The 12,769-nt window shown below is 62.2% G+C and carries 13 protein-coding genes; 7 read left to right on the top strand and 6 right to left on the bottom strand.

Going from position 1 to position 12,769, the window contains the following annotated elements:
* Nucleotides 1-45: 45 nt before the first annotated feature.
* Complete coding sequence (locus C8C93_RS09195; RefSeq protein ID WP_121506665.1) at nt 46-1,650, bottom strand: methyl-accepting chemotaxis protein; 1,605 nt, start codon at nt 1,648-1,650, stop codon at nt 46-48.
* Nucleotides 1,651-1,968: 318 nt separating this feature from the next.
* Here C8C93_RS09195 and C8C93_RS09190 point away from each other — a divergent pair, with 318 nt between their 5' ends.
* Complete coding sequence (locus C8C93_RS09190; protein WP_147433746.1) at nt 1,969-2,559, top strand: hypothetical protein; 591 nt, start codon at nt 1,969-1,971, stop codon at nt 2,557-2,559.
* A 59-nt stretch (nt 2,560-2,618) separates the two neighbouring features.
* Complete coding sequence (locus C8C93_RS09185) at nt 2,619-3,290, top strand: hypothetical protein (RefSeq protein WP_121506663.1); 672 nt, start codon at nt 2,619-2,621, stop codon at nt 3,288-3,290.
* Nucleotides 3,291-3,338: 48 nt separating this feature from the next.
* Here C8C93_RS09185 and C8C93_RS09180 read toward each other — a convergent pair whose 3' ends face one another.
* From C8C93_RS09180 to C8C93_RS09165, 4 genes are all read right to left on the bottom strand, one after another.
* Nucleotides 3,339-3,830: a hypothetical protein gene (locus tag C8C93_RS09180; RefSeq protein ID WP_233559282.1), complete on the bottom strand. Its 492-nt coding sequence runs from the start codon at nt 3,828-3,830 to the stop codon at nt 3,339-3,341.
* Between the two features lie 167 nt (nt 3,831-3,997).
* Nucleotides 3,998-4,657 (bottom strand): YkgJ family cysteine cluster protein, encoded by a 660-nt coding sequence (locus tag C8C93_RS09175; protein WP_121506661.1) that lies wholly within the window; start codon nt 4,655-4,657, stop codon nt 3,998-4,000.
* 36 nt (nt 4,658-4,693) lie between these two features.
* Nucleotides 4,694-6,997, bottom strand: coding sequence for an ATP-dependent DNA helicase (locus tag C8C93_RS09170; RefSeq protein WP_121506660.1), 2,304 nt, complete (start codon nt 6,995-6,997; stop codon nt 4,694-4,696).
* Complete coding sequence (locus C8C93_RS09165) at nt 6,994-7,887, bottom strand: hypothetical protein (RefSeq protein WP_121506659.1); 894 nt, start codon at nt 7,885-7,887, stop codon at nt 6,994-6,996. Before C8C93_RS09165 ends, C8C93_RS09170 begins: the two co-directional genes overlap by 4 nt.
* 376 nt (nt 7,888-8,263) lie before the next feature.
* Between C8C93_RS09165 and C8C93_RS09160 the strand changes: the two genes are divergently transcribed.
* A complete protein-coding gene (locus C8C93_RS09160) occupies nt 8,264-8,536 on the top strand; it encodes a hypothetical protein (RefSeq protein WP_121506658.1) in 273 nt (90 codons plus the stop codon).
* A 286-nt stretch (nt 8,537-8,822) separates the two neighbouring features.
* The gene (locus C8C93_RS24955) at nt 8,823-9,095 is read left to right on the top strand and encodes a hypothetical protein (protein WP_147433745.1); all 273 of its coding nucleotides are present in this window, start codon (nt 8,823-8,825) and stop codon (nt 9,093-9,095) included.
* A 111-nt stretch (nt 9,096-9,206) separates the two neighbouring features.
* Here the strand turns inward: C8C93_RS24955 and C8C93_RS09155 are convergent, their stop codons facing one another.
* Complete coding sequence (locus tag C8C93_RS09155) at nt 9,207-10,118, bottom strand: LysR family transcriptional regulator (RefSeq protein ID WP_121506657.1); 912 nt, start codon at nt 10,116-10,118, stop codon at nt 9,207-9,209.
* 159 nt (nt 10,119-10,277) lie between these two features.
* On the opposite strand from C8C93_RS09155, the gene C8C93_RS09150 reads away from it, so the two are divergent.
* The 3 genes from C8C93_RS09150 to C8C93_RS09140 all read left to right on the top strand — a co-directional run bounded on the left by C8C93_RS09150 (nt 10,278) and on the right by C8C93_RS09140 (nt 12,659).
* The gene (locus C8C93_RS09150; protein WP_121506656.1) at nt 10,278-11,162 is read left to right on the top strand and encodes an NmrA/HSCARG family protein; all 885 of its coding nucleotides are present in this window, start codon (nt 10,278-10,280) and stop codon (nt 11,160-11,162) included.
* A 14-nt stretch (nt 11,163-11,176) separates the two neighbouring features.
* Complete coding sequence (locus C8C93_RS09145; RefSeq protein WP_056419935.1) at nt 11,177-11,749, top strand: flavodoxin family protein; 573 nt, start codon at nt 11,177-11,179, stop codon at nt 11,747-11,749.
* A 169-nt stretch (nt 11,750-11,918) separates the two neighbouring features.
* Nucleotides 11,919-12,659, top strand: a complete 741-nt coding sequence (locus C8C93_RS09140; protein WP_121506655.1) for an SDR family NAD(P)-dependent oxidoreductase — start codon at nt 11,919-11,921, stop codon at nt 12,657-12,659.
* Nucleotides 12,660-12,769 lie beyond the last annotated feature (110 nt).

Here is a 12,769-nt window from a genome sequence, read left to right as displayed (position 1 = left end):
CGCTGATGCTGGGTGGCGGCTAGAGGCGCTGGGTAGGCGCAGTCTTTACGCCGCGCTCAGGGCCAAGGCCGGGACGCGGCCGCGCATCCCGCCACCGCCACCCCCATGGCCCGGCAGCGTGAATACCGCCACGGCGTTCACCAGATCCTGTGCCTGGGTGCGCATGTTGTTTGCGGCGGCGGCCATTTCTTCGACCAGCGCTGCGTTTTGCTGGGTGGCCTGGTCGATCTGGCTGACCGCTTCGCCGATCTGGGTGACGCCGGTGCTTTGTTCGCTGCTGGCGGCAGTGATCTCGCCCACGATGCCGGTGACGCTGCGGATGGCGTTGACCACTTCGGTCATGGTGGCACCGGCTTTGTCCACCTGTGCGGAGCCAAGTGCCACACGGTCCACGCTGGTGGAGATCAGGAGCTTGATTTCCTTGGCCGCGTCGGCCGAACGGCCGGCCAGGCTGCGCACCTCGCTGGCCACTACGGCAAAGCCCCGGCCTTGCTCGCCTGCCCGGGCGGCTTCCACGGCCGCGTTCAGCGCCAGGATATTCGTCTGAAAGGCAATGCCGTCGATCACGCCAATGATGTCGGCGATTTTCTGGGAGCTTTCGTGGATGCCCTTCATGGTCTGCACCACCTCGGCCACCATGGCACCACCTTCGGCCGCCACCGTGCTGGCGCTCAAGGCCAGCCGGTTGGCCTGAAGGGCATGGTCTGCGTTTTGTCGCACCGTGCTGCTCAGTTGCTCGGTGGAGGCGGCGGTTTGCTGTAGCGCGCTGGCCTGGTGTTCGGTGCGGCTGCTCAGGTCCAGATTGCCCTGGGCGATCTCGGTGCTGGCGTTGGCCACGCTGTCGGAGGTCTGGCGCACACTTGCCACCACGTTGGACAGGCTGGCCTGCATAGCCGCCAGGGCCTGCATCACGGCTGCCACCTCGTCCTTGCCGCTGGTGTCGATGGGCTGGCTCAAGTCGCCATGGGCCACCGCATCCGCCACTTGTCCGGCCCGCTGCAGCGGCCGCGTGATGCCACGCACCAGGGCCACACCAAAGAGTGCGGCAAACAGCACCCCGAGGGTGATCGAGCCAATCACGATCCAGCGGATGGTGCCAAACCGCTGCACGGCAGCGTCGTACTCGTCCCGGGCTTCCTTTTGGGTCAGGGCCAGCAGCGCGCCCATGTCGCTGCCTATGGGGTCGTACAGGTCGTCGAACTTGCGCACCACCAACACCCGCGCCGTGGCCACGTCGGCGTCCTTCAGCGCTGCCAGCGCGGGGGCCAGCCCCTCTTTCATGATCTTCTGGCGCTGCTCGCCAATGGCCTGGGTGTACTTCTGCCGCTCGGGGCTCATGGCGGTGGCCAGCAAAGCCTCCCAGGCCTGGTCGCTCTTGCCGATGTTGGCCTCTGCCTCTTCAATGGCCTTGGCCACTTTTTCCGGCGCTGGCGACAGCAGCGCGTTGGATACCAACTGCCGATTGCGGGTGGTCAGGTAGCGAAAGTCGGCCACTGCCCGCTGGGCCTGCATGCGGTTCTGGTACATCGACTCCATCGCCGCGTTGGACCTGGCGATGCCAAACAGGCCGATGGCCCCCAGCGCTACGAGCAGGGCAGAGAGCACGCCCACCAGCACCAGCAGTCTCGTGAATATCTTGAAATTTCTCATGCACGGTCCCTCTTGCCGTTTGTGTCATTGAATATTCAGAATACCGTGCGAGGCACCCCCGTTTGGCTTGGAACAGCGCCGAAAACGGTGGATTTCAGGGTAAATCGGGGTGTGTTTTTTGGACGCGTGCGATTGCCGTTTCGGCATCCCTGCGGTGCGCCTGAGGGCTGCTTTGCGCGTATTGCTTCACCGAGAACATTGGGTCCAGGCGGGGACGGCATACTCGCCGCTTTGACAGGCTGACCGCGCATGCGGTCCATCATTTGCGGAGAGGGCGGTGTTATGACGCGTTGGGCGGCGAGTGAAGTTTTGCGTTGTGTGCGATCACGCGTTGTTTCGGCGCGCGGGTTTGTGCTTTGGGGTGCGTTTTTCTCGCTGCTGGCCCCTTCCGCGAGCTTTGCGGGCTGCCTCCAACCTGCCTCCACGCATGCGTGGAAGTGGGGCCTGGGTGGCGGCGCGGCCTGGCTGCAATACACCGACGAGAAAAGCCAGAAACCCTATTTCTCCCTCCTGCGCAGCCCGGTGCGCGAATCGACGCAAATCATCTTGCACGATGCCTCTGCCGCAATCTCCAAGACGCAGGAAGTGCCTGGCTTCATTCCTTTCTCGTTTGAAGGGGGCTTTCACAAGGCAAATGGCGACCAGGTTACCGCCGTGGATGGCATCGGAGTACTCAAAAACTTTCCGGACGGCCGTGTGGGCCTAGTGACTGGCAACCTCGACCACGCCGACAACGGCGTTCAGTTGCTGCGCCGGGCGAGCTTGGCCATCCACGGGGCGTTTCGCTTTTATGTGGACGATACGTGCTACCAGATTCCGATGGGGGATGAGGCCTTGAAGGTGATGCAAGTGCTTTTCTTGCCCCACCCGCGCTTTAAGCAAGAGGCGTCCAAGCTGTTCTTGAAGTGATGACAGGACAGTAGTCTTCGGCATTTTTGAATTTTCCGTGCTGCGCAACTTCTTCGCACATGAATATCCAGAGGCTCCGAAAGAAATCTCGCAACGGTTCTCTGGAAGTCGAGGACTTGCTGCGCGCCGCTGTGGAGAAGCTGCCGGGCCTGGAGGCGGAACTGAAGGCGCTCGCGCTCGCAAACGGATGGGCATCAACAGCGGCACTGTCCGGTGACGCTACCCGCACGGTCCCATTTGCCAAGTGGGCCGAGGTGGCTGCCTGCTATGCATCCCAGGGTTTTACGGGCCTGCGAGAGCTTGCCGAGGACAACCAGAACATTCCGTTTGTTCTTGGCTTGGTAGAGGAGGTTAAAACCGTCGAATCGACCGCGTTTGTCCTTGAACTGTGCGAGCGAGCGCTGGGGCCGACGCTTTCCAAAGACGTGGCGTTTGACGTCGTGTCCAGCGTGAACGCGTTGTTCTCGTTCAAACACGCCGCACCTGTCAGTGACGAGCAGGCAGAGCGTTTTCAGCGTTTCTTGCTGGCTTTGTACCCGCAGGCAAAATCTGAGGTCCACCGGGCCAAGGTGCTGCTGGCGCTGCGTGGTGTGGGCGATCAAGATGCGGTTCAGTGCATCCAATCGGCCTCGGAGTTTGCGGAACCGTGGGCGGACACGAAGAAGGCAGCCCAGAGTGCGGTGCGAAAAAGGATCAAGGCGGCAATGCTCAAAACACCTTCCTGCGCATGATGGCACTTCGCAGGCAGCTATCAACGTGGTAGCTGACAACGCCGCCAATCAACGCGGCAAACACCCCGCAAACCCCTTCGGCCCCGCCGCATCCACATCCGCCAGCGCCAGGGCCTCCAGCCGGTCGTTTTGCCCCGGTACCTTGGTCAGCCGCTGTCCGTTCTGCCAGCGCCACTTCGTGCCGTCAAAGCTGTAGATGAAGGTGTGGGTGCGGTTGGAGAGCAGGTGCGCCGGGGTCAGGGTGATGGCCTGGGCGGCGGCTTCGGTGGTGGCGGTGGCCTGGGCCTCGTTGTCTTTGATGACGATCTTGCCCACGTAGGGGGTCACGGCTGATTCGGTGCGGGTGACCTCGGGCTGTACCAGGGCGGGGCTGTATCCGGTCTTGATCCATTCGCCGCTGCCCCCGGGGCGCACGTGGGGCTCGCGCGCAGCAAGGGCTTGGGTGCACGCTGCTGCCAGCGCGTCAAAACCTGTCTGCGCGGGGCCGCTGGCTTCGGGCTTTTTGCACCCCAGCAGGGGCAGGGTCAGCGTAGCGGCCATTAGAAGGAGAGCAGAGCGCAGGGGCGATGGCATGTTCATCAAGGCGATGGGGCGGTGGTGTGGAGGGCACGCGATGTGAAGGGGGAAAGCTCCCAGCCTCCTCTGTCGACGGTGGGGCATTGTGTGCCGCTGCGCAGGGTGGGGCTTGATGGAAGTCAATTCGCCAATCAATTCTGCGCGTCCTTCGGCATCAAGGCGGCTGCATCGCCCTGGTACCAGCGCGCCTGGGCGGTGGGGTCTTTCAGGGCGGCCAGCACGGCGGCGTTCAGCTCGTGGGCGCTGGCGGGCAGGGGCTGGTCGCGGTAGGCCAGGGCGGTGCCTGCCATCAGGGCCTCGGCATCCACCAGCAGGCGCAGGTTTTGGGGGATGATGGGGGATTGTTCTGCACAGTGCGGGGCCGACAGCGAATGTGCCTTGCGGCAGGCGGCGGGGCGCACGGGGTAGATGCTGCAGCGGTCATCCACCAGAAAGCTGCACGCCTGGCGCGTGGTGCTGGCCTGCGCAGTTGCCACATGCCGCTGCAGGGCACTGATGGCATCAGCCCGCACCGTAGCGGGCTGGGCACGCAGGTGCTGAGCGATGTGGAAGACCTCGGGCTCGGTGGCCTCAACCCGCAGGTGGCAGCAGTGGGCGCAACCGGCCTGGCAGGCAGGCTGGGGGCCGGTGGCACGGGCCTGTTCGGCCACGGTGTCCAGCCCCCGGTGCAGCTGTGCGATGAAGGCCACGGTGTCATCCGCGCCTTGTGACTGCGGCAGCGCCTGCGCCGCCCGCTGCCGCACGCGGGCGATGGATTGCAGGAAAGCGGAGCGCTCGTCGTCGGTCAGCATGGGCGGTTGGGGGGGAAGGTGGCTGTGCCCCGCACCTTAGCGCGTTTGCCACCACGCGGGCAGCAGGCTGCGCACCTGGGCCTGGGCAAAGCGCTCGTCCATCAGGTGCACCACGCCTTCGTCGCTGGGCGTGCGGATCACGCGGCCTGCAGCCTGCACCACCTTTTGCAGGCCGGGGTAGAGGTAGGTGTAGTCATAGCCCGCGCCAAACAGTGCCTGCATGCGCTCGCGGATCTGCTCGTTGACAGGGTTGACCTGCGGCAGGCCCAGTGTGGCCAGGAAGGCGCCAATGAGGCGCTTGCCTGGCAGGTCGATGCCCTCGGCAAATGCGCCGCCCAGCACGGCAAAGGCAATGCCCTGGCTGGTGTCGGTGAAGCGGGCCAGAAACTCGCGCTGCTCGCCTTCGAGCATGCGGCGCGACTGGCACCAGTGCGGCACATCGGGGTGCTGCTGCGCAAACAGCGCGGCGGCCTGCTGCAGGTAGTCATAGCTGCTGAAAAACGCCAGGTAGTTGCCGGGCCGCTCGCGAAACTGCTGCGCCATCAGCGCCGCAATCGGTGCCAGCGACGCCGCGCGGTGCGGGTAGCGTGTGGAGATGTGGCGCGCCACCTGCACCTGCAGCTGGTGCGCGGCAAAGGGCGATTCGACGTCCACCCACACATGGTCGTCGGGCAGGCCCAGCAGGTCGGCGTAGTAGCGCGCGGGCTGCAGCGTGGCCGAGAACAAGGTGCTGGTGTGTGCCGCTGCGAGGCGGGGTTGCAAGAAGGGCGCGGGCACCACGTTGCGGATGCAGACCACGGAATCGCCGGGTTTAGCGGCCCGCTGGTGGTGGCTTGACGAAGTTTGGGTGATGTCCACCATCGAATGCGCATCGAGCAGGTCGGCCATGCGCTGCAGGTGCAGGGCGTCGAAGTAGAAGGTCTGCAGCGCGCCGTCCGGCTCCGTGGGGTGGTCGGTGAAGTGTTCGGTGAGGGTAGTGGTGCACTGCTGCAGCGCGGCCAGCAGCTTGTCGGGGAAGGCTTCGAGCACCGTGTAAGGCACCGGGTGCGCCTTGTCCAGCGCCACCCAGGCGCGGCGCACCTTGTCCAGCGCCTTTTTCACCGGCGCATGCTGCGCGGCGGTGGGGCTGCTACGGGCCTGGGCCAAGGCGGCGGGGTGCAGCTCGGCGGTGAACATCTTGCGGCCGCGCTCCACCAGGTTGTGGGCTTCGTCCACCAGCAGCGCCGTGCGCCACTGGTTGGCCTGGGCCAGGCCGTGCAGCAGGCCGCCCTGGTCAAAGTAGTAGTTGTAGTCGCCCACCACCACATCGGCCCAGCGGGCCAGTTCCTGGCTCAGGTAGTAGGGGCAGACGTCATGCTGCACGGCTACGTCGCGCACACGGGCTTGTTGCAGGACGGGCGCGGGTTTGTCTGCACTGGTGGGGGCCACGGCGGCAGCGCGGGCGGCAGGCAGCCGGTCGTAAAAGCCCCGGGCCAGCGGGCAGGATTCGCCGTGGCAGGCCTTGTCGGGGTGTTCACAGGCCTTGTCTCGCGCCACCAGCTCCAGCACGCGCAGGGGCAGCGCCGGTGCGTTGTCGGCCAGGCGCGCCAGCGCATCCAGAGCCATCTGCCGCCCCGAGGTTTTGGCGGCCAGAAAGAACACCTTGTCGATGCGCTGCGCGGGCGCAGCCTTGAGCAGCGGAAACAGCGTGCCCATGGTCTTGCCAATGCCCGTGGGGGCCTGCGCCAACAGGCAACGGCCGGTGACAGCCGCCTTGTACACGGCCTCGGCCAGCGGGCGCTGGCCGGTGCGAAAGCCGCCAAAGGGAAACGCCAAGGTGGTCAGCGCCGCATCGCGCGCGGCACGATGGGCCACCTGCTGTTCCGCCCAGGCAATGAAGCGCTGGCACTGGGCCTCGAAGTGCTGGCGCAGGTCGTCGGCGCTACAGTGTTCGGTGAACACTGTCTCTTGCTGCGTGCCCACGTCCAGGTACACCAGGGCCACGTCGATGTGCGCCAGCTGCTCCTGCTCGCACAGCAGCCAGCCGTACACCTTGGCCTGCGCCCAGTGCAGATGGCGGTGCGACGTGGGCTGGCGGTCCAGCCGCCCTTTGAAGGTCTTGACCTCGTCGAGGCGTTGCTGCGCAGGGTCGTAGCCATCGGCCCGGCCGCGCACGCGCAGGCTTTGGTAACTGCCGCTCAGTGCCACCTCGGCGCGATAGCCTGCACCCCGGCGCGCTGCCGCCACGGCATGGCCTGCCATACCTTCCAGCGCGGTGGGCGCAGGCGTAAAGCGCAGGTCCAGGTCGCCCTGCTTGGCGGTGAACTCGCACAGCTCGCGCACCGCCACGGTATAGGTCATGGCGGGGTGGTCGGGGTGTCGGTGGCGGGAGGAGCAGGCTCGCCCAAATGGGTCTGGGCCATGTCGTCATCGCTGCGCAGCGGTGTGGCCTTGCACAGCGCCATCCACACAGAAAAGGGAAGGGTGCAGCGGTTGTGCCGCGCGGGGCGCAGCAGCTCAAAGCGCCCGTCCTCCACACTGCCATGCAGCACCCAGATGCCGAAGTGCTCGGGGATCTCATCAGGCTCGGCAATGCCTGCCGGGAAGACGTAGTAGCACTCCTCGCACAACCACTGATAGGCCTGCCGCTTGGCGTCGTGCCGCAGGTCCGACAGCAGGTCGGCCCGGCTCGCCTTCACCTCATGCACCATGGGCTGCAGATAGGCGGGCACCGAGGTGTTGCGCACCGAGAACAGATCGGGCCGGGCCATGCGCCACACATTGGCGGCGGCGCGGGCAGCGGGGGCGTGGTCATCGTCGGCCCACAGCGGTGCCATGGCGGGCGCGGTGTTGGCAGGTGCATCGGCCGTGGCCGCAGGCGGCACCACATCCCCCATCGGCACGGTGTCGATCACCGCGCGCAGCGACAGTTCGGTCCATACGATGCGCCCCGAAGCCAGCAACTGCGCTGCAAACTTCTGCCCCAGCCGGTCGTGCAGGCTCAGCGCCCGCACGCCGCGCTGGCGGGCTTGCGCCAGCGTGCGGATGCCTTCGTCGGTGAGGCGCAGAGTTTCGCAACCATCGGCCGCAATGTGCAGATTGATGAGGCCCGCAGCCAGCAGGTCAATCTCCAGCCCATCCTTGCACGGCCAGCCTGCCGAGCGCCAGATCTGCATCAGGCGCGTGCGGTGAAAGCGGGTGATCGGGGCGGAGCGTGGGGAGTCCGAAGTGGGGGAGGGCAGCACCGTCATGGCGGGGTGGGTGGACTGGCGTGACACTGATTTTAATCACAGTGTCTGGCGGGCTGCTTTTTTGGATGTAGGAAGGAGTGTGGTAAAGAAATTTGGGTCGAATTTGCCTCTTCCGCCCTATGGATAAGCGCTAGCAGCTATTGAAATGTGAGCATTCTCGCCATGACATTTCGAGGGGGAAGAAATGAGTCCTCCGGGGTTGTATGAGGACGCACTTGCCCGGCATGAGGCGAACAATCGGAAGTTGTTGTTATGTGGCCGTCTATGCAGCAGGTAAATCGGAAGAGGTGGCGAGAGGCTGCAACGCAGCGATTGCAGTCAACCGTGTTTTGAAGTCGAGCGCGTACTATCGGCCAGAAGGAGACATTGGAGGAGCATGGCTACAACACAGATCAATGACTTTATCGTTCGTCTGATGACCGGCCAGCGAACGACGTTGCGGCGACTGCATCCGTTGTTCAAACCGTTTGAGCCGTACCGCCGCCCAAGCCCAGGTACCGGCGGGGAAGTGCCATTTCCTGAGAGCGCCGAGGCGTTCCTTACCGCGACCGGCTACGGCGATATCGCTGAAGTACTGAGCTTCCGCGCAGAGTGGATGCACCTGATTGATCGTGGAAAGTTGGCTGGGTGTGTCATCTGCTCAGGATGACGGTGACAACCAATATGCTTGTCCAACGTCTGATAATAAGATCTATTTTATTCGCGCTGCTCACCTGAATACGTGCTCATGGCTGCTTCAATCGGTGATTTTCTAGAGGGGCTTGAACGTCGCCGCTTCGATCTCGAATGATGGAGAAACGGGCTTGAGTTGAAGCCGTGCAGCTGAGAGTGCATAACTGTAAGTTTTGGAGCCGCCTTCAGGGAAAGCTCACCATATACAAATGAGGGAAATAATGTCCAGCCATCTTCAATAAATAGAGGAGCTAACCGATTTAATGAGGAATGAGTGGCTTGATGTCAGGCTATGCATTGAGCTGCTTGGCTATGATCCGGCGGAAACACTGCTTGTCGCATTTGCGGAAAGCGAAGATGAAATGGAGTATTCAATAATTGTCACAAGAGATTGGCGAATATTTGAATGCTCCCGTAGTACAAATGAAATTGCCGAAATAAAATTCAGCAAAGTAGAAGAGCTTCCGAATTCAGAAGAAACTTTCAAGTTGACTCCAACGATTAAATTGGCGCTGAGCATTCAGGAGAATCTATAACAAACTGCTCGCGGCCATCTGCTGACCTTGACGAACGACTGATTTGAGGCAGGCAGCTCTCCCAAAACCCGGTCTCGGCAGTTAAAAAGTGTCTAGTCACCCCGAGGCAAATCAGATCGACAGTGTCTTCAACCTTTTGGGGATCTGTTCCGCGAGAAACGCCATCAGTGCCCGAACTGTTGGCGATTGATGGCGTTGCATGGGGTAGACAAGCTGGACTTTCAGCGCGGACATTTGCCAGCCCTCCAGCACTCTGACCAATTTACCTGATGCGACCAGCGGCGCTGCCTGGAACTCGGGCAGTACGGCGATTCCCAGTCCGTCCAATGTCGGCGCCAGCAAGGCGTCGGAAGGGCCGATGATCAAACGTGAGCGCAAAAGTCCTTTTGCGGTTCTGCTTCGCGAATGCAGCTTGATTTCTGCGGCTTCCCTCGACTGCAGCAGGCCAGCGTGAGCACTGAGTTCACCGGGATGCACCGGCAACCCATGTTGGTTCGCATAAGCGGGGCTTGCAAATAGAGCTGGACGTACGGTGCCTATGGCACGGGCCTTCAGACTGGAATCGGCAAGTTCGCCAATGCGCACCGCCAGATCAATGCCTTCTTCGACGATGTTGACGTGGCGGTTGCTGAGCTTGACATCCAGTTCCAAATGTTCGTGTTTGAACAGGTACTCAGTCACCAGCGGAAGCAGCACAACTTTGCCAAATGTCGCTGACGCAGCTAGGCGAACGCGACCACTTGGCGTTTGATCCTGAGAAAGAAGGTCATGGGTGACGGCGTTCAATTTATGGATCAGCGGACTTGTTCCGTCCAGCAGGCGTTGGCCAGCGTCGGTCAATGCGAAGGCTCGGGTATTGCGCTTGACGAGGCTGACCCCTGCTGCCGTTTCCATGCGCGCCAGGCGGCGCGACAAGGTTGATTTGGGAACCTCCAGTTGGCGAGAAGCCCCTGAGAGGCTCCCTGCCTCCGCGATCTTGATGAACCACTGGAGATCGTCGATCGAGTAGTTTTCATTGTTCATATTTCGGTACGCCGGTGTCTACACAACGAGTCTATTTGTGCAAGGTTAAACCATAAACAATTCAGCTTGTTGCCGGGTCGAACGAGCACACATGGATCGCTTCCTTGCCTGCCCGCAGACCCGCTTCACGAAACCATTGCACACTCTCAAGGAACTTAAATGACCATACTCGTTACGGGCAGCACGGGGCTTATCGGCTCACATGTGGTAGCGCTGCTAGCCGCGCAAGGCGCAGACGTTCATGCCCTCACCAGAACACCAGAAAAGCGACAGTTTCCACCCGGCGTTACGGCGGTCAAGGGTGACTTCCAGGACGTGGATTCGATGCGCGCTGCCATGGCTGGCGCAAGAACGCTTTTCTTGCTCAACACCGTGGCCGCAGACGAAGTGACCCAGGCACTGATTGCACTCAACCTGGCGCGCGAAGCAGGTATCGAGCGCATCGTTTACCTGTCTGTCATGCACAGCGACCGTTTCACCGAGGTTCCGCATTTCACTGGAAAGCACACGGTGGAACGCATGATCGAACAGTTCGGTATGCACGCGACCATTCTGCGTCCCGCTTACTTCATGCAGAACGACGATGCCTTGATTCAGTCCGATGTTCTGGAGCGGGGCGTGTACCCCATGCCTATCGGCAATGCAGGCATTTCCATGGTGGATGCGCGTGACGTGGCGATGATTGCCGCACAACATCTGCTGCGCCGAGACACAGCAAGCGAACCCTTGCCAACTGAGGTGTTGGATGTCGTGGGGCCAATCGCGTTGTCGGGTCAAACCGCCGCAGCTGTGTGGAGCGATGTGCTGGGCAAGACCGTCCGGTACGCGGGTGACGACATCGGACCTTTTGAAGCGCGGTTCCGTAGTTTTGCACCCGCCTGGATGGCGTATGACATGCGGCTGATGATGGCGCGCATGCAGATCGATGGAGAGGTGGGCTCCGCTGGTGCAGTCGAGCGCATGCAGCAAGAACTGGGCACGTCGTTGCGGAGCTACCGCGACTATGCGCTGGAAACGGCTGAGCGCTGGAGGGCTGCCCAATGACGGCGACACACCCCATGCCATCCATTGTGGTTGTCTACCATTCCGGCTACGGCCATACCCGTCGATTGGCACAGGCCGTTGCCCAAGGTGCGGAGGCCGCATTGCTGGAGATTGATGCGCAAGGTACTCTGCCTGAGTCCGCCTGGATGGGGCTGGCTGCCGCGGATTTGATTGTGCTGGGCTCACCCACTTACATGGGCAGCGCGAGTTGGCAGTTCAAGCGATTTGCCGATGACTCTTCCGCGGCTTGGATGGCCCAGAAATGGAAAGACAAACTCTTCGCAGGCTTCACCAACAGCGGAAGCATGAGCGGCGACAAGCTGTCCACCTTGCAGTACTTCATGACATTTGCCATGCAACACAGCGGCCTGTGGGTGGGCACCGGCATGATGCCCTCCAATACCAAGGCAGCTCTGCGCAACGACGTGAACTATGTCGGTTCATCTTCAGGCGCAATGGCCACAACACCGGTCGATGCGGGGGTTGACGAAATGTTGGAAGGCGATATCGAGACGGCCAGGCGTTTTGGCGAACGGCTTCGGGACGTTGCGAAGCGCTACTCGAATACGTCGCCTCACAAGGCGTAACAGGGCGCTCCTTTCAGGATCCGGGGCTTCAGCCGCAGGGCCAGCCCCATTCGGGAATCTCCGCATCGAGTTCCGGCCGGCAGGTCGGGACGGATTGCGTCTGTGCACGGCCCAACTCGGCTGCTCGCCAACATTAAGCACCGTTCGATACATAAATGGACTTGCAATCATGAACACACTTCTTGGAAAACGCGCTTTTGTCACTGGCGCAAGCCGTGGAATCGGAGCTGCGGTCGCGCGTCGCCTTGCGTCTGAAGGTGCCGATGTCGCAATTGGCTACGAGAAGTCCGCCACGGCAGCGGATGCGATTGCCAAGGCGATTCGCAGCACCGGACGCAATGCCGTCACGGTCCCGATGAGCGCAGCCGACCCGACTTCAGTGAAAGCAGCGGTCGATCGCGCAGCGGCAGAACTCGGAGGGCTCGACATCCTGGTCAACAACGCCGGGATCTTCCGCACGGGCTCCATCGAATCCGCCAGCCTCGCGGATATTGACGAGACCCTTTCTGTCAACCTGCGTGCGGTCGTCGTCGCCACGCAAGTGGCGCTCGCCTACATGAGCGATGGTGGCCGAATCATCAACACAGGCAGCAACCTAGCGACTCGTGTGCCGGGAGGCGGAATGACCTTGTATGCGGCAAGCAAGGCCGCATTGATCGGCCTCACCAAAGGGCTGGCACGCGACCTCGGCTCCCGCAGTATCACGGTCAATGTCATCCACCCGGGCTCAACCGACACGGACATGAATCCTGCGGACGGCGAGCATGCGCAGTTCCAGTTGCAGCGCATGGCGATTCCGCGTTACGCGGACCCCGACGAGTTGGCCGCTCTGTATGCCTTTGTTGCCAGTCCGCAGGCTAGGTCGATCAACGGAGCGGAACTTACGGTGGACGGCGCAGCCAACGCATAAATTTGGCCTCATCACGTTGTTGCAGCGAGCGGTCTTCTCGCTCGTTCGACGGCGTAGTAGCGATGAACTGCGCCGCCTCTTGACTTTGCCATCGCCAAGTTACGAGAATA

The sequence above is a fragment of the Acidovorax sp. 93 genome (genome assembly GCF_003633835.1).
GTDB classification, from domain to species: Bacteria; Pseudomonadota; Gammaproteobacteria; order Burkholderiales; family Burkholderiaceae_C; genus Acidovorax; species Acidovorax facilis.
The sequence above is the reverse complement of the archived record's forward strand: the minus strand, read 5'-3'. Positions and strand labels throughout refer to the sequence as shown.

What these genes read in the sequence shown, in the direction of transcription:
- C8C93_RS09180 (WP_233559282.1), bottom strand. Translation starts at nt 3,830, where the DNA reads ATGGCCGCTACGCTGACCCTGCCCCTGCTGGGGTGCAAAAAGCCCGAA.
- C8C93_RS09165 (WP_121506659.1), bottom strand. Translation starts at nt 7,887, where the DNA reads ATGACGGTGCTGCCCTCCCCCACTTCGGACTCCCCACGCTCCGCCCCG.
- C8C93_RS09150 (WP_121506656.1), top strand. Translation starts at nt 10,278, where the DNA reads ATGACCATACTCGTTACGGGCAGCACGGGGCTTATCGGCTCACATGTG.
- C8C93_RS09175 (WP_121506661.1), bottom strand. Translation starts at nt 4,657, where the DNA reads ATGCTGACCGACGACGAGCGCTCCGCTTTCCTGCAATCCATCGCCCGC.
- C8C93_RS24955 (WP_147433745.1), top strand. Translation starts at nt 8,823, where the DNA reads ATGAGGAATGAGTGGCTTGATGTCAGGCTATGCATTGAGCTGCTTGGC.
- C8C93_RS09160 (WP_121506658.1), top strand. Translation starts at nt 8,264, where the DNA reads ATGGCTACAACACAGATCAATGACTTTATCGTTCGTCTGATGACCGGC.
- C8C93_RS09140 (WP_121506655.1), top strand. Translation starts at nt 11,919, where the DNA reads ATGAACACACTTCTTGGAAAACGCGCTTTTGTCACTGGCGCAAGCCGT.
- C8C93_RS09155 (WP_121506657.1), bottom strand. Translation starts at nt 10,118, where the DNA reads ATGAACAATGAAAACTACTCGATCGACGATCTCCAGTGGTTCATCAAG.
- C8C93_RS09195 (WP_121506665.1), bottom strand. Translation starts at nt 1,650, where the DNA reads ATGAGAAATTTCAAGATATTCACGAGACTGCTGGTGCTGGTGGGCGTG.
- C8C93_RS09145 (WP_056419935.1), top strand. Translation starts at nt 11,177, where the DNA reads ATGCCATCCATTGTGGTTGTCTACCATTCCGGCTACGGCCATACCCGT.
- C8C93_RS09185 (WP_121506663.1), top strand. Translation starts at nt 2,619, where the DNA reads ATGAATATCCAGAGGCTCCGAAAGAAATCTCGCAACGGTTCTCTGGAA.
- C8C93_RS09170 (WP_121506660.1), bottom strand. Translation starts at nt 6,997, where the DNA reads ATGACCTATACCGTGGCGGTGCGCGAGCTGTGCGAGTTCACCGCCAAG.